Consider the following 24046-nt stretch of genomic DNA (forward strand, 5'->3'; position numbering starts at 1 on the left):
CTCAGCGCTGGAAGTCATACAGCGACCCGACGCGCAGGATCTGCGTGAGCTCGTCGAGCGCCGTGCGCGATTCGTCGAGCAGCGTCGGATCGGCGAGGTCTTCCGGTGCGAGACGGTCGCGGTAGTGCTTTTCGATCCACGCGTCGAGCGACGCGAACAGCGTGTCGTTGATCCACACGTTCGACGTGACGGCCGCACGCTCGGCGTCGTTCAGCACGACGCGCAGGCGCAGGCAAGCCGGGCCGCCGCCGTTCTTCATGCTTTCGCGCAGGTCGAACACGAGCACGTCGCGGATCGGGCCGTTGCCGGCCGCGAGCTGGTCGAGATAGGCGGCAACGTTCGCGTTCTCGCGGCATTCCTGCGGCACGACGAGCACTTGCGAGCCGTCCGCGCGCGACAGCAGCTGGCTGTTGAACAGGTACGACGTGACCGCATCGTTCACGCTCACGGCCGCATCGGGCACCTCGATCACGTTCAGCCGCGCACCGCGCGCGTCGAGCGTGGCCGTCAGCGTGTCGTAGATCGCCTGCTTGTTGACGAACGCGCGCTCGTGCGTGAACAGCGTGTCGCGGTTGCCGACCGAGATCACGTCGTTGTGGAACACGCCTGCATCGATCACGTCCGGATCCTGCTGCGCATAGACCGTCGCCGTTTCGGCGAGACCGTGGCGATGCGCGACCGCGCGGCTCGCCTCGAAGGTCTGGCGCGCCGGGAAGCGCTTCGGCTCCACGCCGCGTCGGTATTCCGCGCGGCCGTACACGAAGAACTCGACGCCCGGCAGGCCGTATTCGGCGCAAAAGCGCGTGTGGTTGGCCGCGCCCTCGTCGCCGAGCGCCGGCGTGCCCGTCAGCGCCTCGTGCACCGCGAAGTGCGCGGGGTCGGCGAACAGCGTCGACAGCGTGCGGCGCGTCGCTTCGTGCTCGATCGCGCGATGCAGCTTGCTGCACAGGTTGGCCGGCGTGAAGTGCACGCGGCCGTCGCTCGTGTCGGCCGACGGGCTGACGGTCGCCGCGTTCGCGGTCCACATCGCCGACGCCGAGCTCGCCGCGGCGAGCAGCTCGGGCGCCTGCTTCGCGGCCTTCGCGATCACGTCCGCGTCCTTGCCGGAGAAGCCGAGCTCGCGCAGCAGGCGCAGCGACGGGCGCTCCTGCGGCGGCAGCACGCCTTGCGCGAAGCCGAGATCCGCGAGCTGCTTCATCTTGCGCAGCCCCTGCTTCGCGGCGGCCTTCGGATTCGCGGCCGACTTCTCGTTGTTGAGCGACGCCACGTTGCCGAACGACAGCCCGGCGTAGTTGTGGGTCGGGCCGACGAGTCCGTCGAAATTGGCTTCTTGTGCGTTCATCGTCGTTCCCTCGATCAGAAATGCAGGCCCGGCGACAGGCTCGCGGGCAAGGTCAGTTGGGTGCTTTCCACCGACGCCATCGGATATGCGCAATAGTCGGCCGCGTAGTACGCGCTCGGCCGATGGTTGCCCGAGCGGCCCGTGCCGCCGAACGGCGCGGCGGACGATGCGCCGTTGGTCGGGCGGTTCCAGTTGACGATCCCCGCACGAATCGTGCGGCGGAAGTGGTCCCATGCGTTGGCGTCGTCGGCGAGCAGGCCGGCCGACAGGCCGAACGCCGTGTCGTTCGCGCGCTCGATCGCTTCGTCGAACGTCGCGTAGCGGACGATCTGCGCGAGCGGGCCGAAGTGCTCTTCGTCGGGCAGGTTCGCCACGCCGGTCACGTCGATGATCGACGCGTTCACGAAGCCGAGGCGCGGATCGCGCTGCGTCATCGCGATGATCGGCTGCGCGCCCTGCTCGATCAGGCGCGACTGCGCGTCGACGAGCTTGGCGGCCGCGCGTGCCGAGATCACCGCGCCCATGAACGGCTGCGGATAGGCGTCGAACACGTCGGCCGTGATCTTCGACGTGACGTCGGCGAAGCGTGCGAGGAAGCGGTCGCCGAACGCGCCCTGCGGCACGAAGATGCGGCGTGCGCACGTGCAGCGCTGGCCGGCCGACAGGAACGCCGACTGGATCGTGTGATGCACGGCCGCGTCGACGTCCTCGACTTCGCCGATCACGAGCGGGTTGTTGCCGCCCATCTCGAGCGCGAGCACGATTTCCGGACGGCCGCCGAACTGCTTGTGCAGCAGCGTGCCGGTATCCGAGCTGCCGGTGAAGAACAGCCCGTCGATCTGCCGGTGATTCGCGAGCGCGATGCCCGTGTCCTTCTCGCCCTGCACGAGGTTCAGCACGCCGGCCGGCAGACCGGCTTCCTGCCACACCTCGACCGTCGCGCGCGCAACGCCCGGCGCGAGCTCCGACGGCTTGAACACGACCGTGTTGCCCGCGATCAGCGCCGGCACGATATGACCGTTCGGCAAATGGCCGGGGAAGTTGTACGGACCGAACACCGCGACGACGCCGTGCGGGCGATGGCGCAGCACCGCGACGCCGTCGGCCATGTCCTGGCGCTTCTCGCCGGTGCGTTCCTGGTAGGCCTGGATCGAGATGCCGACCTTCGCGGCCATCGCCGCGACTTCGGTGCGGGCTTCCCACAGCGGCTTGCCCGTCTCGCGGCCGATCGCGGTCGCGATCGCTTCCTTGCGTTCGGTGAGCAGCGCGGCGAAGCGCTTGACGATTTCGCAGCGCGCTTCGAAGTCGAGCGCCGACCAGCCGGCGAACGCGCGGCGCGCGCTCGCGACCGCGCGGTCGACGTCGGCCGCCGACGCGCTTTCGCCCTGCCATGCGATCGCGTCGGTGCCCGGGTTGCGCGAAGCGAAGACGGGGCCCGAGCCTGCGACCCAGGCGCCGTCGATGAAGAGTTCCGTCATGATTCGTTTATCCCTGTTTGACTTTGAGCGGCAGCACGCGGACCGGATCGCCGGCCTTCACGTCGAGCGCGGCGGCATCGTCGGCCGACAGCACGAACGACCCGTTCACGACCACGCCCGGCGCGACGCCGACGCGGAAATCGCCGAGCGACGTGTTCGATACGAGCGACTTCGGCATATCGTCCCGCACGTCGGGCACGCCGATCGCGACCGGCACGACGACGCTCTCGCGCACCGTGCGCAGGTCGTTGATGTGGCATTCGAGCACCGGGCCCGCGTCGAAGATGTCGACGTGGTTCTGGTAGCGCAGCCCTTCGGCCTCGAGCATCTTGCGGGCCGGCAGCGTGTCGCGGTGCGTGAGGCCGACCGCGTCCTGCGCGTCCTGCGGCAGCAGGTCGACGTACACCGGATAGCGCGGCATCAGTTCCGCGAGGAACGACTTGCGGCCGTGCGAGCTGAGGTAGTCCGCCGCGTTGAAATCGATCTGGTAGAAGTGCGAACCGACCGCGCGCCAGAACGGCGACGTGCCGTCCTCGTCGAAGTGGCCGCGCAGTTCCGCGCAGATGCGTTCCGGGAAGCGTTCCCGGAACTGCGCGATGAACATGAAACGCGAGCGCGACAGCAGGCCGCCGACCCCGCCCGTGCGGTAACGCGGGCTCAGGAACAGCGAGCACACTTCCGCGTAGCCCGTCAGGTCGTGCGAGATGTTGAGCGCGGACATCCGCGTCCACACGCCGAGTTCCTGGCTCGCGTGCACGACCGTGCTCACGCGATAGTTGTAGAACGGCTGTTCGAGGCCGACCTGCGTCTCGATCCCGCACACGCCCGCGATGTCGCCCGTCTTCGATTCTTCCATCACGAAGAAGTAGCCGGCCTCGCCCGGCGCGGCCTCGCCGTCGAGCGTGCGGCGCGTGCGTTCGATGCGCGCGGCGAGCGCGTCGCGATCGGGCTTGAACGTGGTCAGGCCCGGCCCGGTTTCCTTCGCGAGCGACACGAGCGCGTCGACGTCGCCCGTTTGTACGACCCGAACGACGATCATGCTGCGTCTCCCTTCATGTCTTCATCGTCGCGGCGGTGCAGCGGCACGCAGCGCACGACATCACCATCCTTCACATCGAGCGCCGCGCGCACGTCGCCGGCGAGCGGCGCGTCGGCCGTATCGCCCGGCAGGTCGGCCAGCACGCAGCGGAACGATTCGCCGCTGCCGGTCGACACCATGTATGCGACGTCGCCCTGCTGATGCGCGGCTTCGCGCACCGTGCGCTCCGCGCCGTGCTTCACGCATGCGGTGCGGTCGACCTGCGCGGTCAGCACGGGGCCCGCGTCGAAGATGTCGACGAAGCGGTCCGGCTCGAAGCCTTCCTCGAGATGGATGTCGTACGCGAGCAGCGCCGTTTCGTTCGGCTCGCCGAGCACGCGCTGCGCGGCTTCCGGCAGCAGCGGCACGTAGAGCGGATACGCCGGCATCACTTCCGCGATGAACGTGCGGCTGCGGCCGCCCGACGCGATGTCGACGTCGGTGAAGTTGCGGCCGAAGAACTTGCGGCCCACCGCTTCCCAGAACGGCGATGCGCCCGTGCTGTCGCTCACGCCGAGCAGCAGCGTGAACACTTCCGGCGTGAAGCGGCGGCGGTTCGCGGCGATGTACATCATCCGCGCACGCGAGATCAGGTGCGCGGCCGCGTCGCCGCGCAGCGACGGATCGACGTAGAAGCCCGCCAGCCGGCTCTTGCCGGTCAGCTCGTGCGACATCGTGAGCGCATGGATCTTGCGGTTCACGTGCAGCTCGCGCGACGCGTGGATCAGTGCATCGTTGCGGAATGCGTAGAACGGTTCCGAGTAGCCGGCCGCGGCCACGATGCTCGCCGTGCCGAGCAGCTTGCCCGTCGACGAATCCTCGAGCACGAAGAGATAGAACTCCTCGCCGGCGAAGTCGACGTCCGCGCGAAACGAATCCTCGGAGAGCGCCACGCGCGCTTCGAGCGCCGCGCGATCGTGCGGCAGCGAGTGCAGGACCGGCTGCGCGGTGCGCGCCATGTGCGCGAGCGCATCGAGATCCGTGAGTTTGCCGGGGCGAACAAATAGCATCGTCGTTCCTGTCTGCGATGGGCGCGCCGATCAGCGCGCGGTGGCTTCCTGGGCCGCGAGCACCTGCTCGACTGCCTTCTCGAAGCGCTTCACGCCTTCGTCGAGCAGGTCGAACGGGATCACGAGCGACGGCACGAAGCGCAGCACGTTCGGGCCCGCGATCAGCATGATCAGGCCGTTCTCGGCGGCGGCGGTGACGAAGTCCTTCGCGCGGCCGTCGAATGCGGCGGTGAGTTCCGCGCCGACCAGCAGGCCCTTGCCGCGGATGTCCTTGAAGATGCCGAAGCGTGCGTTGATGCGTTCCAGCGCGCCCTTCAGGCGCACGCTGCGTTCGCGCACGCCTTCGAGCAGCGCCGGGTCGCCGATCAGCTCGACGACCTTGTCCGCGATCGCCGACGCGAGCGGGTTGCCGCCGTACGTCGTGCCGTGCACGCCGACCTTGAAGTGGGCGGCCAGTTCGTTCGTCGTCAGCATCGCGCCGATCGGGAAACCGTTGCCGAGTGCCTTCGCGGTCGTGAGGATGTCCGGCGTGACGCCCGTGTCCATGTATGCGTAGAACTGGCCCGTGCGGCCGACGCCCGTCTGCACTTCGTCGAAGATCAGCACTGCGTCGTTGGCGTCGCACGCTTCGCGCAGTGCCTTCAGGAAGGCCGGATCGGCCGGGATCACGCCGCCTTCGCCCTGCACCGGCTCGACGATCACCGCGCAGGTTTGCGGGCCGATCGCGGCCTTGGCCGCTTCGATGTCGTTGAACGGCAGGTGCTTGATGCCTTCCGGCACCGGGCCGAAGCCTTCCGAGTATTTCGGCTGGCCGCCGACGCTGACCGTGAAGAACGTGCGGCCGTGGAACGACTGGACGAACGACACGATTTCGTATTTGTCGGCGCCGTGGCGGTCGAATGCGACGCGGCGCGCGAGTTTGAGGGCGGCTTCGTTCGCTTCCGCGCCCGAGTTCGCGAAGAATGCACGGTCGGCGAAGGTCAGCGCTTCGAGGCGCTTCGCGAGGCGCAGCACCGGCTCGTTCGTGTAGCCGTTGCCGATGTGCCAGAGCTTGCGGCCTTGTTCGTCCAGGACCTTCAGCAGTTCCGGGTGGCCGTGGCCGAGCGACGTGACGGCGATGCCGCAGGCGAAATCCACGTATTCGCGGCCGGCCGTGTCCCACACGCGCGAGCCCTCTGCACGGTCCGGCACGAACGGCGCGGGGGAGAATACCGGCACCATCACTTCGTCGAATGTCTGGCGGGTCACGGTCGAGGTCGTCATGGTCGTTCCTTTCGGTTTCGTAAGAGGGTTCAACAGGATCAAGTTTAGGTAAGGGTGACGCAAGCGTCTTGCGGAATTGCGACGGGTTCTATCGGAAGCGGATAGGGCGCTTTATTTTGCCTCTCCCCGGTGGGGGTGGTGGCGTTTTGTGCTCGGTTGCTGTTTTCGCGGTTTTTTGGCGGTGCGCTCGCCGTTTGTCGTGAAGCACCTGTGATCGTGTCGGTCTATTAGCGTCGCCCTGCGCGGGGCGGCGGTTACTTTTCTTTGTCTTGCAAAGAAAAGTAACCAAAAGAAAGGCGCCCGGATAACGCATGACTTCCCGGTGCCGTAGTCCACCAAGTGGCCCTCGCCTAAGTGTCCGCGCCAGTCAGGAACCCGGAGTGGTTCGAGCAATGGTTCTGACACCACTCACCACCCCGCGGAGTGGTATACCGCCCGCTAGCTCCGCCCTCGCTTCGCTCGGTCGACAGGTCCACACGCTCCGCTTTGAAAGCTGTCGGTTGATTGGCTTCCACAATTGCGGCGGGTGGCGCATGAATTCAATAAATTGAACTCGTCGTTGCGGTGCAGCGGCACCCCACTGATTTGGGGAACTGATCAGTGGGTGTCCATGTGTGGCGCGAGCGGATGAATTGCGGCCGAAGAACCTTGCAGCCGAGCATAGCGAGGATGGAGCTAGCGGGCGGTATACCGCTCCGTTGCGTAGGGAGTGGTGTCAGAACCATTGCTCGAACCACTCCGGGTTCCCGACTGGCGCGGACACTTAGGCGAGGGCCACTCCGGTGCCATGGCACCGGGAAGTCATGCGTTATCCCGGGCCTTTCTTTTGGTTACTTTTCTTTGGCAAGACAAAAAAAGTAACCGCCGCCCCGCGCAGGGCGACGCTAATAGACCGACACGATCGCAGGTGCTTCACGACAAATGCAAGCGCACCACAAAAAACAGAATCAATCCTTGCCACCCCGCTCAACAAGCGCGCCCCCGCGAGGCTCCCCCCCACCGCCGGTCTGCTTCTCGAGCCAGGCTCTCCGATCCTCCCGAGGCGTGACCCCAAACCTCTCGCGATACGCATTGGAAAAGTGCGCAGCAGAAGAAAACCCACAGGCGAGGCTCACCTGAACGACCGACTTGCTGGTCCGCTGCAACTGCGTGCGAGCCTTGAGCAACCGAAGATTGAGGTAATACTTGGAGGGCATCGCCCCGAGATACTGTCGAAAGAGCCGCTCGAGCTGCCGCCGCGACACGCCGACGAGCCCGGCGATCTCATCGGTCGTCAAAGGATCCTCGACATTGGCTTCCATCAAAAGCAACGCATCGTTCAGCCGAGGATGCCGCTCACCGGGCGCGGTCACAAAAGGAATCCGCTGGCGCTCCTCGCCGCTGCGCAGCGTGCCGGCCCCGAGCGCATCGGCAATGCGCTCACCCAGATCCGCCCCGTGTTCCCGGCCGATCATGGCCAGCATGAAATCGACGGTCGCCTGCCCGCCCGCACAGGTCGCCCGATCGCGATCGATCTCGAAGATCTGCTGCGTGACGATCGACCGCTCGAACTGTTCGGCGAACTGCTGATACGTCTCCCAGTTCACGCTCACGCGATATCCGGAAAGCTGCCCGGCCATCGCGAGCCACCACACGCCGTGGTGAATCCCCGTGACGACCGGCGTGCGCTGCCCCACCCGCGCGAGACTCGCGAGAAACAACCGATAGTCGGCAAACTGCTGAAATCGCTCCGACACGACGATCAGCCAGTCGCACGCGATCGCATCGTTGAACGCCGCATCGGCATGCCACTGCGCGCCGCCGGCGAGCGGCACCGGCCGCCCGTCCCACGAACACACCTGCCAGCGATACAGCAAGCGCCCGTCGATCTCGTTCGCGAGATGCAACGCATCGACGATCGGACCCACACCCGACATCGACACGGGCGGCAATGCAACGATCGCCACCTGCGTCGTGCGGGTGGCGCCTGCGGGACGAGACACCGGTACCACGTATGAAACGCCCTTTGCGTTACTTGAGGCTACCCGACAGGAACTGCTTCAGACGCTCGCTCTGCGGACGCACCAGCACCTCCTTCGGATCACCCTCTTCCTCGGTCCGCCCCTGATGCAGGAACATCACGTGATTCGACACGTTGCGCGCGAAACCCATCTCGTGCGTGACGACGATCATCGTGCGGCCTTCCTCGGCCAGCTTCTGCATCACCTTCAGCACCTCACCGACGAGCTCCGGATCGAGCGCCGACGTCGGCTCGTCGAACAGCATCACGTCCGGATGCATCGCCAGCGCCCGCGCGATCGCGACACGCTGCTGCTGGCCACCCGACAGATGCGACGGATACTGCTTCTCGACGCGCGGCGGCAAACCGACCTTCTCCAGGTACTCGCGCGCACGCTCCTCGGCTTCCTTCTTCGCAATGCCGAGCACGTGCACCGGCGCTTCCATCACGTTCTCGAGCACGTTCATGTGCGCCCACAGATTGAAGTGCTGGAACACCATCGCGAGCTTGGTGCGGATGCGCTGCAGCTGCTTGTGATCGGCCACCTCGAGCGCACCGGCGCGGTCGGTCTTCGTGCGCACGGCCTCGCCGTCGACGACGATCTGCCCCGCATTCGGCCGCTCGAGAAAATTGATGCAGCGCAGGAACGTGCTCTTGCCGGAACCGCTGGCGCCGATGATGCTGATGACGTCGCCGGCCTTCGCGTTCAGCGACACGCCCTTGAGCACCTCGTTGTCGCCATAGCGCTTGTGAATGTCGACCGCGGCAAGCTTGGTGGAAGCGGACGCGCTCGTTTGAGTGATCTCGGCCATCTGGCTCTCCTCGAATGAAATCAATGACGGCCGGCCGCGAGATACGCGAGCCAGTGGCGCTCCGCCCGGCGAAATGCCGCGACGAGTGCGAACGATACCGCAAGATAGATCAGTGCGGCGATCCCGAACGACTGGAACGCCATGTAGGTCGCCGAATTGGCGTCACGCGCGACCTTCAGGATGTCGGGCACGGTCGCCGTGAATGCAACGGTGGTCGCGTGCAGCATCAGGATCACCTCGTTGCTGTACAGCGGCAACGCACGGCGCAGCGCCGACGGCAGGATCACCCGGCGATACATCGTGAACGGCGACATCCCGTACGCACGCGCCGCCTCGACCTCGCCGTGCGGAATCGCACGAATCGCACCCGCGAAGATCTCGGTCGTGTACGCGCAGGTGTTCAGCGCGAACGCGAGGATCGCGCAGTTGAAGCCGCTGCGGAAGAACGCGTCGAGCAGCGAGTGCGAGCGCACGAACTCGAGGCTGTACATGCCCGTGTACAGCAACAGCAGCTGCACGTAGAGCGGCGTGCCGCGGAACACGTACGTGTAGAACCGCACCGGCATCGACAGCCACTTCTTCTTCGACACGCGTGCGACCGCGAGCGGCACCGCGCACACGAAGCCGAGCGAAATCGACGCGACGAGCAGCCACAGCGTCACCGCAAGGCCGGAGAGGCGCTGGCCGTCCCAGTAAAGGAACGCCTGGCCGAATTCCTGGAGGATCTCGATCATAGTTCTGCGTGGCGCACGCCCGTGGAATAACGTTTCTCGAGCTGGATCAGCACGAGGTTGGAAACGGTCGTGATCGCGAGGTAGATCAGCGCCGCAACGAGGATGAAGAAGAACATGTTGAACGTGCTCTTGCCCGCGTCCTGCGCCGCCTTCACGACGTCGGCGAGGCCGATGATCGACACCAGCGCGGTCGCCTTCACGAGCACCTGCCAGTTGTTGCCGATGCCCGGCAGCGCGAAGCGCATCATCTGCGGAAACATGATCCGCACGAACACGCGCAGCCCGCTCATCCCGTACGCCGAGCCGGCCTCGAGCTGGCCGCGCGGCACCGACAGGAACGCACCGCGGAACGTCTCGGTGAAGTACGCGCCGTAAATGAAGCCGAGCGTCAGCACGCCGGCGACGAACGGGTCGATGTCGATCTGGTCCCAGCCGACGAGGTCGGTGAACTGGTTCAGCCAGATCTGGATGCTGTAGAACAACAGCAGCATCAGGACGAGATCGGGCACCGAGCGGATCAGCGTCGTATAACCGGTCGCGACCGCTCGCAGCACCCGGTTGTGCGACAGCTTCGCCACCGCGCCGATCAGCCCCAGCGCCACCGCAGCGGCGAGCGACAGCACCGACAGCTCGATGGTCTGCACGGTGCCGGCCCAGAGGACAGGACCAAAGCCGTAAAGGAACACGCGCGTCTCCAGTGTTGATGTGAACACCGGCGCGCATCACTGTCCGGCGCCGGGCTGACGCGGATAGTCGCAAGCGAAATTGATTGCCTCAAATCACCGTGCGCGCGATTGCTGCGTCGCAGCAATTCATCCCACCATTTGCAGGCACGGCCTACCGCGCTGTTTCAAAAGGAAAAAAGCCGCTTCCTGACAGTCGGATGACACGCAGGGAAGCGGACTTTTTGCAATTTTCCGGTCGCTTTTTCGATATAGCGCCGGACGCGGGTTCAGCGCCCTTTCAGGATGTCGGAGCGCGAAGTCGTATAGACAAGCCCGTCCGGGCCGAAATGGACGTTGAAGAACGCGTCGGTGTTGACGCCGTCCTCGAGCCAGCGCCAGCTCCATACGGTCTCGGGCTTCAGCGGGTACTGCGCGACGTCGCCCGGCTTGCCGAGCAGGCGCCGCACCTCGTCCTCGGTCATCCCCGGGCGCACCTTCGCGAAGTTCTCGGCGGTCAGCACCTGCGTCGCGCCCGTGTAATACCCGCCCGGGTCGAGGTCGACGAACCAGGTCTGGTTGCCCATCGGGCCACGCGGGTATTCGAGGCGCTTCGAGCCGTCGGTGAACGCGCGCTCGGTCTCGGGCTTGCCCATCGTGGCGCGCACATCGGCTTCGGTCGAGACGCCGGCCTTCAGCCCCTTGAGCAGCAGCGGCGCCGGCTTGATCGCGTTGAAGAAGTCCCTGATACGTTGCACGTCGAGATTGCCTTGCTTGTCGTCGCAGCCGGTCAGCGCCAGCGCGGCGGCCAGCATCGTGACGGGAAGCAGCCGGAAACGGAAGATCATTGGAAGAAATGCGCGTCGAGAAAACACGCGGCAAGGATACCCGCGCAACGCCAAAAGCGCGAGACGGACCGCGCGGCCCGTCTCGTGATCAATGCGTCGTTTCGGTTTGCACCTGGGCCTCGCGGCCCGCTTGCGGGGCGCGCGGCCCGGCCGGCACCGCCTTGATCCGGCGGCGCGTGCGCACCAGCTCGGCCAGTTGCCACGACCCGAGCGCGAGACAGCCGAACAGCACCTCGCGGCCGCGCTTGACCAGCGCGAGCGACAGCGCCGTCTCGCGATCGACGCCGAACATCTGCGCGAGCAGCACGACGGTCGCCTCCTGCACGCCGAGACCGCCCGGCACCATGAACGCCGCATGCCGCACGGCCTGCGTCATCGCCTCGATCGCGATCGCGCCGCCGATCGAGACCGGATGACCGAGCAGCGCGAGCGCCCAGTAAATTTCGAGCGCGCCGAGCACGTAGCCGGACAGCTGCCAGAAGAACGCACTGAACAGCAGCGGCGTGCGCGACATCAGCGCGTCGATGTCGCCATCGAGGCGGCGGCCGTCGACGCCCTGCAGCAACCGGTGCGAATCGCCGAGCAGGCGCCCCGCGAACCGCTCGATCGCATGGAAGATCCCGCCGCGCCGCATCAGCACGACGCCGAGCACCGGCAGCGGCAGGGTCAGCAGCAGCGCGAGGCCGATCGTGCCGCCGCCCATGTCGTGCGTCGTCGCGAGCAGCAGCACGAGGCCGAGCGCCGCGAACGCATACTGGACGACGATCGTCACCAGCACCTCGACGATCACCGACGCGGTCACGCGGCTCGCGTCGGGCACCTGCCAGCGCGCCATCCGGATCCCGACCAGCTCGCCGCCGATCCCGACCACCGGCAGCAGCCGGTTCACCGCCTCGCGTACGGTCGCGACCCACCACAGGAACGACAGCGACGCGCGCCGGTCGAGCAGCTGGTGCCACGCATACGCGTCGAGCAGCAGCGGCAGCGCATGGAACGGCACGAGCCACAGCAGCGCGAAGCCGGCGCGCTCGAGCATCCGCGTCACGTCGCCGATGCCTTCGTGCAGCCCGAGCGCGAGCAGGATCCCGATGCCGATCGGCCAGCCGAGCCATTTGATCCACTTGGTCATGACGGCTGCGCCCCCGCTTCGCGCGACGCGTGCGTGCCGCGCCGCGCCGCCGGCTGGCCGAACACGTCGGCAAAACCGCCGGTCGCGACGCCCGCGGCCTTCAGCGCGGCCGCGACGCGCGGCGACAGCAGCGCATCCAGTTCGTCGACCGGCCGGTAAGCGGCCATCGTCGGCGTGATCGGGCCGTCGCCGGCTTCCGCCGGATGACAGTAGATCTCGCCGACCCCGGGCGGCAATGCCGCGAGCGCGTCGAGCAGCACGGCCTCGTCCATCGCGCCCGTATGCTCGATCCCGACCACGTAGTCGTTGTGCGCGAGCCCCGCACGGTCGAGCCGCGCGCGCACCAGCGCGATCCACGGCTTGAGCAGCGCGGGCGCGCGCGTTTCGTACGGCAGCCGCACCGCACGCAGTCCGTAGTCGCGGCCGATCTCGATGATCATCGACAGCACGGTCGGATGCAGGTGGAAATGCTTGTGCGCGTTCACGTGGTCGAGCGGCAGGCCGCTCGCCGCGAACGCGTCGAACTGCGCGCGGATCTCGCGGCGCAGCTGCGCACGCACGTGCGGCAGGAAGAAGAAGCGGCAGCCATCCTTCGCCATCGCATCGCCGAAGCGCCCGTCGCGGCCGACGAGCGCGGGAATGTCATGCGCGGGCAGCGTGGCCGGCCCGTCCGCGAGGACGAGATGCAGGCCGACCGCGAGCGACGGCAGGCGCCGCGCGCGTTCGATCGCATCCTGCGCCGCGGACGCACCGACCATCAGGCTCGCGGCGTTCAGCACGCCGTCGCGATGCGCGCGCTCGACCGCCGCGTTGACGCGCGGATGCAGCCCGAAGTCGTCCGCGGTGAAGATCAGCGCCCGCGCCGCCCGCTGCGTCGCCACGAATCAGGCCTCGTGCGCGCGCAGGAAGCGGAAGAACTCGACGCCTTCGCGCAAGCGACGCTTCATCATGTCCCAGCTCGTCAGCATCTCGCGGACGATCTCCCAGATCTTCGACGGGCGGAAGTAGAACTGGCGATAGAACTGCTCGAGATGGTGATAGATCTCGTCGCGCGACAGGTGCGGATAGCCGATCGCCGCGAGCTGCACGCCTTCCTTGCTGACCAGGTTGATGGTCTTGTTCTCTTCCATCCAGCCGTTCTCGACGGCCTGCTTGTAAAGCGTCGTGCCCGGATACGGCGCGGCGAGCGACACCTGGATCGTGTGCGGATTGATTTCCTTCGCGTACTCGATCGTCTTCTTGATGGTGTCCTGCGTCTCGCCCGGCAGGCCGAGGATGAAGGTGCCGTGGATCTTGATGCCGAGCTTCTTGCAGTCCGCGCTGAAGCGGCGCGCGAAATCGGTGCGCACGCCCTTCTTGATGTTCACGAGGATCTGGTCGTCGCCGGATTCGAAGCCGACCAGCAGCAGGCGCAGGCCGTTTTCCTTCATGATCTTCAGCGACTTGTACGGCACGTTCGCCTTCGCGTTGCACGACCACGTCATGCCGAGCTTGCCCAGGCCGATGGCGATCGCTTCGGCGCGCGGCAGGTCGTCGGTGAAGGTGTCGTCGTCGAACATCAGTTCCTTCACTTCCGGCATGTTGTCGCGGATCCACTTCGCTTCCGCGAGCACGTTCTCGACCGAGCGCGTGCGGTAGCGATGGCCGCTGACCGTCTGCGGCCACAGGCAGAACGTGCAGCGCGACTTGCAGCCGCGGCCCGTGTAGATCGACACGTACGGGTAGTTCAGGTAGCCGATGAAGTAGTTGTCGATCTTCAGGTCGCGCTTGTAGACGGGCGCGACGAACGGCAGTTCGTCCATGTTCTCGAGGATCGGACGCGCTTCGTTGTGCTCGATCGAGCCGTCCTTCGCGCGCCAGCTCAAGCCCTTGATCTCGGGGAACGGCTTGCCTTCGGCGATTTCCTTGCAGGTGTAGTCGAATTCCTCGCGGCACACGAAGTCGATCGCGTCGCTCGCCGTGAGCGAGTTGTGCGGATCGACCATCACCTTCGCGCCCACCATGCCGACCAGCATCGACGGCTTCATCTTCTTCAGATCCTGCGCGAACATCGCGTCGGTCGGGAACGACGGCGTACTCGTGTGGATGATCACGAGATCGTAGTCGTTGGCGATCTTCAGCGTTTCCTCGACCGACAGGCCGTCGGCCGGCGCGTCGACGACGCGGCTGCCCGGCACGAGCGCGGCCGGCTGCGCGAGCCACGTCGGGTACCAGAAGGAACGGATTTCGCGCTTCGCCTGATAGCGCGAGCCGGCTCCGCCGTCGAAGCCGTCATACGAAGGGGCCTGCAAGAACAGCGTTTTCATGAATGCTCCGGTAGCCTGCATAGTTCGATTCGTTTCAACGATTCAGTCAATCAACCGCGGGCCGCCCTGCCGGCGCCCGCCTCTCTGTCATGTCGCGTCGCGCGGCGTGGCCGCGCGGCGCGTCTCGGCCCTCGGGCCGGATTCGATCGGGACCGGGCGCATCGCCGGTTCCCTTCGGGAAACGTACGTCAGCGGCCGTCCCCGCCTTCCACGATCACCGTCGCGCGTTCGCCGCCGACGACCGTCATCCGCGCGCCGCGCCACACGACGTGCGTGCCGAACACGGCCGCGAGCCATTCGAGCGCGAGCAGCGTGTCGCGCACCGCGACGAGCGGCAGGTCGCGCCAGAACGCGCGCCAGCCGTCCTCGCCGCGCGCGTGCAGCACCAGCCGCCCGAACGCGCCCACCACGGCCGCGCCACCCGCCAGCGTGCCGGCGACAGTGCCGTCGAGACGCAGCGCGAGCGCCGCGCCGATCGCGAGCCACGGCGCGGTAAACGTGATGAACAGGAACGCGAAGCCGGCCGGGTTCAGCGAACGGATCGTGCGCAGCCAGCGCGTCTCGCGGTGCCAGAGCGGCCCGAACGACGGCTCGATCACGTCGGTCGCGACCTCGACCTCGGACAGCACGGTGCGCCGCCCGAGGCGGCGCGGCAGCTCGGCCAGCCAGAAGTCGTCGGCCAGCTCGTCCTTCAACGCGAGAAAACCGCCGATCCGCTCGAGCGTGTCGCGCGTGAGCGCCAGCGTCGCGCCGAAGCCGAAGCGGCTCGAGCGGCCGAGGTGCGTGATCCGTACCGACGGCGCGAACCAGGCATCGACGAACTGCGCGCCGATCCGCGTCCAGAACCCGCCGACGCTGCGCGCATGATACAGGCACGTGACGACCCCGACCGACGCGTCGGCGAGCGGCGCCGTCACGCGCTCCAGATAGTCCGGCTTCACCGCGATGTCGCTGTCCGCGATCACGATGCGGCCGTACTTCGCGCGTTCGGCGAGATTGATCAGGTTGCTGACCTTCAGGTTCTTGCCGTGCACGCGCGCGTCGATCACGAGCGTGATGTCGCATTCCGGATAGTCGGCGCGCAGCCGCTCGACCACGGCGACCGCCGGATCGGATGCCGACGCGACCCCGAACAGCACTTCATGGCGCGGGTGGCGCTGTTCGCAGAACGTCGCGAGGTTCTCGTACAGGTGCGGCTCGGCGCCGCACAGCGGCTTGAGCACGCTCACGGGCTCGAAACCGTCGCGCGCGGCGGTGCGCGGCGTGCGCGGGCGCGGCGCGAACGCCGCGACGAACGCATAGCCGGCCGCAGCCAGCGTGAACACGGTCAGGAGCCAGTCGAGCAGCGTGACGGTCGGCGTCATGCGCGACGCCCTCCGGCGACGCGGGCGCCCTGCCGACAGATCGAACCGGGTTGAACGTGATTGGGTATTCCGACAGCAACGAACGCGGGCACGACCCGACTCCTTGTTCCAGCAGCGTCTGTGTAAATGGGGAGGCACGGCCCATTTCCCCGAAAGCGGCCATGCCCGGCATCGCGTGGCACATCCTCGCGCGATGCCCGGACGGGATGCGGGAAGATTCTAATGGCTACCGTCGGCACAACATGGACAGGCGCCGGATTTTAGCAGCCCGCGCCACCCCGCGCTTGGCACCACGCGAAACGGACTGCTGCGATTTCGGCAAAGCTGTGCGGCCGGGGAACCATTCCGGTGCCACCTCGTTCACGTTAGCGTAAGCACTTTGCAGGCGGATTGCAGCCTTGAAAATCAAACGTTTCGTGGAAATTTGTATGTCGATGCGAAGACATGCCCAATCGCCGTAAAGATCGGCAATTATTCGGCGATTAGATTGATTTTTGCAACAGTTGCCCGCGCCACCTTGCGCCCCTGAAAGGCGCATGGGTATCCGCGCGTCGCCAGCGCGTTCCGGAACCCTTTGGCAAAATCATCGCCATCTGTTGCGCATGCGCATCACCGCGCCCCTCCCTTCCGAAGGCAACCCGATGATTCCGTTTTCCGTACTCGATCTCGCCCCCATTCCCGCCGGCGCCGACGCCGCGCAGGCGTTCCGCAACACCGTCGATCTCGCGCAGCACGCGGAGCGCCTCGGTTATCGCCGCTACTGGCTCGCCGAACATCACAACATGCCCGGCATCGCGAGCGCGGCGACGGCCGTCGTGATCGGCCACGTGGCGGGTGCGACGAAGACGATCCGCGTCGGCTCGGGCGGGATCATGCTGCCGAACCATGCGCCGCTCGTGATCGCCGAGCAGTTCGGCACGCTCGCGTCGCTGTATCCGGGGCGCATCGACCTCGGGCTCGGCCGCGCGCCCGGCACCGACCAGACCACGTCGCGCGCGCTGCGCCGCGACCTGATCGGCAGCGCCGACTCGTTTCCGGACGACGTCGCCGAACTGCAGCGCTACTTCGCGGAACCGGTGCCCGGCCAGCGCGTGCGCGCGGTGCCCGGCGCGGGGCTGGACGTGCCCGTGTGGCTGCTCGGTTCGAGCCTCTTCAGCGCGCAACTCGCCGCGATGCTCGGGCTGCCGTTCGCGTTCGCGTCGCACTTCGCGCCCGACTACCTGATGCGCGCGCTCGAAGTCTATCGCGCGCAGTACCGGCCGTCGGCCGCGTGGCCGAAGCCTCATGCGATGGTCGGCGTCAACGTGTTCGCGGCCGATACCGACGACGAGGCGCGGCGCCTCTTCACGTCGCTGCAGCAGCAGTTCATCAACCTGCGCCGCGGCACGCCCGGCAAGCTGCCGCCGCCCGTCGACGCGCTCGAGGCGAGCGAATTCGAACTCGCGAACGTCGCGCATGCGCTATCGTTCGCGGCCGTCGGCTCGCGCGACACGGTGCGCGACAAGCTGCGCGACCGGATCGCGCAAACCGGCGCGGACGAGGTGATCATCACCGCGCAGATCTACGATCACGCCGCGCGCGTGCGCTCGTTCGAGCTGGCCGCGCAGATCCGCGACGAACTCGCGAACGAAACCCGCTGACCCGGCGGGCGGCCCACCCAGGCGGGTGCGCCCGCCTGCGCGTCACTGCGGGTGCACCGCCCCCATCCCGTCGAGCAGCGCCTTGTGGAACGCGTCCGGATCCTGGATCTGCGGCGCGTGCCCGAGCGCCGGGAATTCGACGAGCTGCGCGCCGGGAATCGCCGCCTGCGTGCGTTTCGCGAGTTCCGGGTAACGGCCGAGCTTCGCGTGCACGTCCGGCGGCGCCACGTCCTTGCCGATCGCGGTCGTGTCCTTGTCGCCGATCAGCAGCAGCGTCGGCACGCGTATCGCGCCGAGTTCGTAGACCACCGGCTGCGTGAGGATCATGTCGTAGATCAGCGCCGAGTTCCATGCGACCGCGTCGCGGCCCGGGCCGCGATACATGCCGGCGAGCATCTGCACCCAGCGCTCGTAGGACGGCGCCCACTTGCCCGCGTAGTAGGTCGCCTGCTCGTAGCGGCGGATGCCGTCCGCCGTCGTCTTCTGCTCGCGTGCGTACCAGTAGTCGACCGACAGCGGCGGCACGCCGAGCGCCTTCCAGTCCTCGAGGCCGATCGGGTTCACCAGCACGAGCTGCTCGGTCGCCTTCGGGTACATCAGCGCGTAACGCATCGCGAGCATCCCGCCCGTCGAATGGCCGACGATCGTCGCCGATTTCACGCCGACCGACTCGAGCAGCGCATGCGTGTTGCGCGCGAGCTGCTGGAAGCTGTACTGGTAGCGCTCGGGCTTCGACGACTTGCAGAAGCCGATCTGGTCCGGCGCGATCACGCGATAGCCGGCGCGGCTCAGCACGCCGATCGTGTCTTCCCAGGTCGCCGCGCAGAAGTTCTTCCCGTGCAGCAGCACGACGGTGCGGCCGTTCGGGTGCGCCGGCTGCACGTCCATGTACATCATCTCGAGGGTGTCGCGCTGCGACACGAACGCGTAGCGATGCACAGGCTCCGGATAGGCGAAGCCTTCCAGGCGAGGGCCGTACGCGGGCCCGTCGTTGCCGGCCGGTGCCGGGACGTTGGCCGCGACCGACGTCGCGCATGCGGCGGCGACGCCCGCGCCGAGCACGGCCGCGCGCGCGAGGGAGAACATCTTGCAATTCGAAGGCATGGCGCTCACGGTAATGGGAAATGCACGCGGTCAGCCGGGCGGCTTCACGCCCCGCGATTCTACGCGGTCGGGCTGACGACGGCGCGCAACACTCGTCGGCCGAGCGACTTCCGCGCACGCGACGAACTCGGGTATCGTGTGACGAGACCCTGAAACGCCTGCAGGCGAACGCTCATGAAAAACGTCCTCAGCATTCAGTCGCACGTCATCTACGGACACGCCGGCAACAGCGCGGCCGTGTTCCCGATGCAGCGCCTCGGCGTCAACGTCTGGCCGCTCAACACCGTCCAGCTGTCGAATCACATGCAGTACGGCCACTGGGCCGGCAGCGCGATCGACGCCGCGAAGATGGAGCAGCTGGTCGACGGCGTCGCCGCGATCGGCGCGCTCAAGCGCTGCGACGCGGTACTGTCCGGCTTCGTCGGTTCGCCGGCGCAGGCGCGCGCGACGGTCGAGATCGTGCGCTCGGTGAAGGCGATGAACCCGAACGCGTGGTACTTCTGCGATCCGGCGATGGGCCAGACGGGCGGCATCCGCCCCGAACCCGGCGTCGAGGAATTCATCGTCGCGGAGATGCCGGCGCTCGCGGACGGCATGTCGCCGAACCACACCGAGCTGCAGAAGCTCGCCGGGCGGCGCATCGAGACCGTCGCCGAAGCCGTCGACGCGTGCCGCGCGCTGATCCGCCGCGGCCCGAAAATCATCCTCGTCAAGCACCTGCACGACCGCAGCAGTCCGGCCGACCGCTTCAACATGCTCGCCGTCACCGAGACCGAAGCGTGGATCGGCCAGCGCCCGCTGTATGCGTTTCCGCGCCATCCGGTCGGTGTCGGCGACCTCACGAGCGCCATTTTCGTCGCGCGCCGGTTGCGCGGCGACTCGGTGCGCGCCGCGTTCGAGCACACGCTCGCGGCGGTGCACGCGGTCGTGAAGGCAACCTACGACGCACGCCGCTACGAGCTCGAACTTGTCGCCGCGCAGGACGAAATCGCGCGCCCGAGCGAATGGTTCGGCGCGTGGGTGACGGACGCCTGACGCCGCTGCATCCGCATCGCCGGCGCGCGTCAAGCGCCATTTGCTGTCCTGCTGTCCTGCTGTCCTGCTGTCCTGCTGTCCTGCTGTCCTGCTGTCCTGCTGTCCTGCTGTCCTGCTGTCCTGCTGTCCTGCTTTCCTGCTTTCCCGCTTTCCCGCTTTCCCGCTTTCCCGCTTTCCCGCTTTCCCGCTTTCCCGCTTTCCCGCTTTCCCGCTTTCCCGCTGTCCGCTGTCCGCTGTCCGCTTTCCCGCTATCCGCGTCCCCGCTGCCCGTTGCACCGCGACCGTCGGCCGTTGTCCGTTCAACGCCGCGCCTGCAAACGTTTCCGGACTTCACATGAATGACACCGATTTCTCGCTATGCTCGCGGCGGCACGACCCGGCGCAGCCGCATCCTGCGCCACGGGGCGCGTCCATTTTCCGCATGTCCCGCCAACCGGCTCCCCCCTTTAACGCACGATAACGACCATGACCCGATCGAACCGTCGTGACTTCCTGCGCGTCGCCGCCGGCACCGCCGGCGCAGCCGCGCTGAACCTGTTCCCGCCCGTGATCCGCGATGCGCTCGCCATCCCCGCGAACCGCCGTACCGGCACGATCCGCGATATCGAACACATCGTGATCCTGATGCAGGAGAACCGTTCGTTCGACCATTACTTCGGCACGATGCGTGGTGTCCGCGGATTCGGCGACCCGCGCCCGCTGCGCCTCGCGAACGGCAAGTCGGTGTTCCATCAGCCGGTCGGCCCGGCCGAGCTGCTGCCGTTCCACCCGGGCGCCGACAAGCTCGGCCTGCAGTTCCTGCAGGACCTGCCGCACGGCTGGCAGGACATGCACGCCGCATGGAACAAGGGCCGCTACGACCAGTGGGTGCCGAACAAGGGCACCACGACGATGGCGTACCTGAAGCGCGACGACATCCCGTTCCACTACCAGCTCGCCGACGCATTCACGATCTGCGACGCGTACCACTGCGCGATCCCGAGCTCGACCGACCCGAACCGCTACTACATGTGGACCGGCTACGTCGGCAATGACGGCACGGGCGGCGGCCCGGTGCTCGGCAACGAGGAAAAGGGCTACGGCTGGACGACCTATCCGGAAGTGCTCGAGCAGGCCGGCGTGTCATGGAAGATCTACCAGGACGTCGGCACGGGGCTCGACGCGAACGGCTCGTGGGGCTGGACGCAGAACCCGTACATCGGCAACTACGGCGACAACGCGCTGCTCTACTTCAACCAGTACCGCAGTGCGCTGCCCGGCACGCCGCTGTACGACAAGGCGCGCACCGGCACCAACATCGGCGCCGGCGGCACGCTGTTCGACGTGCTGCAGCAGGACGTGAAGAACGGCACGCTGCCGCAGGTGTCGTGGATCTGCGCGCCGGAAGCGTACTCGGAGCACCCGAACTGGCCGGCGAACTACGGCGCGTGGTACATCGAGCAGGTGCTGAAGGTGCTCGTATCGAATCCGGACGTGTGGAGCAAGACCGCGCTCTTCATCACCTACGACGAGAACGACGGCTTCTTCGACCACGTGCCGCCGCCGTTCGCACCGCAGTCGCGCGACAACGGGCTGTCGACGGTCGCGACGACCAACGAGGCATTCGCCGGCGACGCGTCGCACATGGCCGGCCCGTACGGGCTCGGGCCGCGCGTGCCGATGCTGGTGGTGTCGCCGTGGACCAAGGGCGGCTGGGTCTGCTCGCAGACCTTCGATCACACGTCGCTGCTGCAATTCATCGAAGCACGCTTCGGCGCGCAGTACGCGGTCACCGCGGCGAACGTGTCGCCGTGGCGCCGCACGGTGTGCGGCAACCTGACGTCCGCGTTCGACTTCGCGACGCCCGACGCAAGCTGGCCGCAGCTCCCGGACACGAGCGGCTACGCGCCGCCCGACCGCAACCGTCACCCCGACTACATCCCGGTGCCGCCGGTCGTCCAGCATCTGCCGAAGCAGGAGGCCGGCCTGCGTCCGGCGCGCGCGCTGCCGTACGAACTGTTCGTGCACGGCCGGATCGACAATGCGAGCGGCCAGTTCCGGCTGACTTTCGCGAACACCGGCACCGCGGGCGCGGCGTTCCAGGTCCAGGCGCGCAATCGTGTCGACGGCCCGTGGACCTACACGGTCGACGCCGGCAAGCGGCTTTCCGACCTGTGGAGCCCGGCGCCGTCGCTCGGCCTGTACGACCTCGACGTGTACGGCCCGAACGGCTTCTACTGCCACTTCCGCAGCCCCGCGGCGACGGCGGTCGGCCCCGCGAGCATCAACCCCGAGGTGATCTACGGCTACGACGTCGCGAACGGCAACATCACGCTGCGCCTGATGAACCGCGGCCACCAGGCCGTGCGGCTCAAGGTGACGAGCGCATACGGCCACGACCATCCGCGCGAGTTCGACCTCAAGCCGGGTACGCACGTCGACGACTACTGGGATCTGCGCGGCAGCCACGGCTGGTACGACCTGACCGTCAGCGACGGCCGCCCGCTCGGCTTCCTGCGCCGTTTCGCGGGCCACGTGGAGACCGGCCGCCCGAGCACGAGCGACCCGGCGATCCGCACGAGCGCGTCGCATGACGACGCCGAAGCCGCGTCGGACGCCCTGTCCGACTGACGACGGCGAACGCGGCGCGGCCCCGCCGGGGGCTGCGCCGCGCGCCCGCACCCGCCTCCCGTCCGTTCGTGACGGGAAACTCCCGATACCGGCCACCCGCGCTCGCGCGGAAGCTATGCGCAAATCCGCATCGAATGCGCGGCAAATTGCCAAGACCCGCGCATATCGGCGACCTATATATCGAGACGATCGGGGCTCCTCGCAGAGCCTGACGGGAGGTCCTTTCCGGGAAGCATCAGCAAGCCGACCTCCACGTCCGATTCCGAGAAGCGGTCGAACCGCCCGCCCGTCGCACGCGCCCGGCCCGCCGGCTGCGTGCGGTACCCACCCGCTGGTGTTAGAACAAGAGGAACGAACATGACATTCCGTCATTCCCTGTTGTCGGTATCGGTCGTATCCGCGGTAGCCCTTCTCTCGCAACACGCCGCCCAGGCCGCCGACGCGTCCGACGTGAAGGTCGGCTTTGCCGCGCCGCTCACCGGCGTGAACGCCGGCTACGGCAAGGATCTCCAGAACGGCGTGCAGCTCGCGCTCGACGACGCCGCCGCGCAGAAGGTGCAGATCGCCGGCAAGCCCGTGCATTTCGACCTGGTCGTGCAGGACGACCAGGCCGACCCGCGCATCGGCGTGCAGGCCGCGCAGGCGCTCGTCGACCAGAACGTGTCGGTGGTGGTCGGCCACTTCAACTCGGGCACGACGATTCCGGCGTCGGTGGTCTACGACAAGGCCGGCATTCCGGTGATCGACCCGGCCGCGACCAACCCGACGCTCACGTCGCGCGGGCTCGCGAACATGTTCATGGTGATCGCGACCGACGGCCAGAACGCCGGCAACGCGGGCAAGTACGCGGTCGACGTGACCAAGGCGAAGCGCATCGCGATCATCGACGACCGCACCGCGTTCGGCCAGGGTGAGGCGGACGAGTTCGAGAAGGCCGTGAAGGCGGCCGGCGGCAACATCATCGGCCGCGAGTTCACCAGCAACCAGGCGGTCGACTTCCGCGCGCAGATCACGAGCCTGAAGGGCAAGAACCCCGACCTGATCTTCTTCGGCGGTCTCGACTCGCTCGCCGCGAACTTCATCAAGCAGATGCGCCAGCTCGGGCTGAACGCGCAGTTCGTCGGCGGCGGCGGTGTGAAGGACAACGAGTTCATCAAGATCGCCGGCCCGGCCGCGGAAGGCGCGATGGCGTGGGAATACGGACGGCCGCTCGACGAGCTGCCGCAGGGCAAGGATTTCGAGCAGCGCTTCAAGAAGCGCTTCGGCGTCGACGTGCTGTCGTACGCGCAGTTCGGCTACGACGCGGCGTGGGCGGCGATCAAGGCGATGCAGGCGGCCAACTCGACCGACCCGAAGGTCTATCGCCCGGCGCTGAAGAAGGTCGACTTCGAAGGCGTGACCGGCCGCATCTCGTTCGCGAACGACGGCTCGCTGAAGAGCGGGATGTCGACGCTGTACCAGGTGAAGAGCGGCGCGTGGAAGACCATCGTGACGAAGGGGGGCTGATCGGAGGATCGGCGGTCCGGGCAGCCGGGCCGCGCCCGGGGCGCGGGCGACGGCGGGAACGCCGCCCCGGCGCCCCTCCCACGATGCAGGTGACCGGACGATCCGCAGCCGGCGCTAAAACGATCG

General features: G+C 67.3%; 19 protein-coding genes. 4 read left to right on the plus strand and 15 right to left on the minus strand.

The window, feature by feature from the left end; genetic code table 11:
- Position 1 precedes the first annotated feature (1 nt).
- The 14 genes from astB to hpnI form a co-directional block, all read right to left on the minus strand.
- The gene (astB, locus tag PL79_RS23825; RefSeq protein ID WP_044849129.1) at positions 2-1342 is read right to left on the minus strand and encodes an N-succinylarginine dihydrolase; all 1341 of its coding nucleotides are present in this window, start codon (positions 1340-1342) and stop codon (positions 2-4) included.
- 14 nt (positions 1343-1356) lie between these two features.
- Positions 1357-2820 (minus strand): succinylglutamate-semialdehyde dehydrogenase, encoded by a 1464-nt coding sequence (gene astD, locus PL79_RS23830; RefSeq protein WP_044849128.1) that lies wholly within the window; start codon positions 2818-2820, stop codon positions 1357-1359.
- A gap of 7 nt (positions 2821-2827) precedes the next feature.
- Complete coding sequence (astA, locus tag PL79_RS23835; protein WP_044849127.1) at positions 2828-3859, minus strand: arginine N-succinyltransferase; 1032 nt, start codon at positions 3857-3859, stop codon at positions 2828-2830.
- Positions 3856-4908 carry an arginine/ornithine succinyltransferase subunit alpha gene (gene aruF, locus PL79_RS23840; RefSeq protein WP_044849126.1) on the minus strand — a complete coding sequence of 351 codons (1053 nt, stop codon included), beginning with the start codon at positions 4906-4908 and terminating at the stop codon, positions 3856-3858. The genes astA and aruF overlap by 4 nt, the downstream gene beginning before the upstream one ends.
- Before the next feature lie 30 nt (positions 4909-4938).
- Entirely contained in the window at positions 4939-6171 is a 1233-nt protein-coding gene (locus PL79_RS23845) for an aspartate aminotransferase family protein (protein ID WP_044849125.1), read from the minus strand.
- Positions 6172-7118: 947 nt separating this feature from the next.
- Entirely contained in the window at positions 7119-8162 is a 1044-nt protein-coding gene (locus PL79_RS23855; protein ID WP_044849124.1) for a GlxA family transcriptional regulator, read from the minus strand.
- 19 nt (positions 8163-8181) lie between these two features.
- Positions 8182-8982 carry an ABC transporter ATP-binding protein gene (locus tag PL79_RS23860; RefSeq protein ID WP_044849123.1) on the minus strand — a complete coding sequence of 267 codons (801 nt, stop codon included), beginning with the start codon at positions 8980-8982 and terminating at the stop codon, positions 8182-8184.
- A gap of 20 nt (positions 8983-9002) precedes the next feature.
- A complete protein-coding gene (locus PL79_RS23865) occupies positions 9003-9716 on the minus strand; it encodes an ABC transporter permease (protein WP_044849122.1) in 714 nt (237 codons plus the stop codon).
- Entirely contained in the window at positions 9713-10402 is a 690-nt protein-coding gene (locus tag PL79_RS23870; protein ID WP_044849121.1) for an ABC transporter permease, read from the minus strand. Before PL79_RS23870 ends, PL79_RS23865 begins: the two co-directional genes overlap by 4 nt.
- Before the next feature lie 266 nt (positions 10403-10668).
- The gene (locus PL79_RS23875; RefSeq protein ID WP_044849120.1) at positions 10669-11226 is read right to left on the minus strand and encodes a lipoprotein; all 558 of its coding nucleotides are present in this window, start codon (positions 11224-11226) and stop codon (positions 10669-10671) included.
- Positions 11227-11314: 88 nt separating this feature from the next.
- Entirely contained in the window at positions 11315-12355 is a 1041-nt protein-coding gene (locus PL79_RS23880) for a lysylphosphatidylglycerol synthase domain-containing protein (protein WP_044849119.1), read from the minus strand.
- The gene (gene hpnK, locus PL79_RS23885) at positions 12352-13236 is read right to left on the minus strand and encodes a hopanoid biosynthesis-associated protein HpnK (RefSeq protein WP_044849118.1); all 885 of its coding nucleotides are present in this window, start codon (positions 13234-13236) and stop codon (positions 12352-12354) included. Before hpnK ends, PL79_RS23880 begins: the two co-directional genes overlap by 4 nt.
- Positions 13237-13239: 3 nt before the next feature.
- Positions 13240-14682: a hopanoid biosynthesis associated radical SAM protein HpnJ gene (gene hpnJ / locus PL79_RS23890; RefSeq protein WP_308234889.1), complete on the minus strand. Its 1443-nt coding sequence runs from the start codon at positions 14680-14682 to the stop codon at positions 13240-13242.
- Positions 14683-14849: 167 nt separating this feature from the next.
- Positions 14850-16025 carry a bacteriohopanetetrol glucosamine biosynthesis glycosyltransferase HpnI gene (gene hpnI / locus PL79_RS23895; RefSeq protein WP_044849116.1) on the minus strand — a complete coding sequence of 392 codons (1176 nt, stop codon included), beginning with the start codon at positions 16023-16025 and terminating at the stop codon, positions 14850-14852.
- A 641-nt stretch (positions 16026-16666) separates the two neighbouring features.
- Here hpnI and PL79_RS23900 point away from each other — a divergent pair.
- A complete protein-coding gene (locus PL79_RS23900; RefSeq protein WP_044849136.1) occupies positions 16667-17665 on the plus strand; it encodes an LLM class flavin-dependent oxidoreductase in 999 nt (332 codons plus the stop codon).
- Between the two features lie 42 nt (positions 17666-17707).
- Here PL79_RS23900 and PL79_RS23905 read toward each other — a convergent pair whose 3' ends face one another.
- Entirely contained in the window at positions 17708-18769 is a 1062-nt protein-coding gene (locus PL79_RS23905) for an alpha/beta fold hydrolase (protein ID WP_044849115.1), read from the minus strand.
- 174 nt (positions 18770-18943) lie between these two features.
- On the opposite strand from PL79_RS23905, the gene pdxY reads away from it, so the two are divergent.
- The 3 genes from pdxY (at position 18944) to PL79_RS23930 (ending at position 23920) form a co-directional block, all read left to right on the plus strand.
- Positions 18944-19804 carry a pyridoxal kinase PdxY gene (gene pdxY, locus PL79_RS23910; RefSeq protein ID WP_044849114.1) on the plus strand — a complete coding sequence of 287 codons (861 nt, stop codon included), beginning with the start codon at positions 18944-18946 and terminating at the stop codon, positions 19802-19804.
- 465 nt (positions 19805-20269) lie between these two features.
- Positions 20270-22414 carry a phosphocholine-specific phospholipase C gene (locus PL79_RS23920; protein ID WP_044844736.1) on the plus strand — a complete coding sequence of 715 codons (2145 nt, stop codon included), beginning with the start codon at positions 20270-20272 and terminating at the stop codon, positions 22412-22414.
- Positions 22415-22771: 357 nt separating this feature from the next.
- Positions 22772-23920, plus strand: a complete 1149-nt coding sequence (locus PL79_RS23930) for a branched-chain amino acid ABC transporter substrate-binding protein (RefSeq protein ID WP_044844737.1) — start codon at positions 22772-22774, stop codon at positions 23918-23920.
- The last annotated feature ends 126 nt before the right edge of the window (positions 23921-24046 follow it).

Origin of the sequence: Burkholderia sp. USMB20, from assembly GCF_000949135.2 — a bacterium.
GTDB lineage: Bacteria > Pseudomonadota > Gammaproteobacteria > Burkholderiales > Burkholderiaceae > Burkholderia.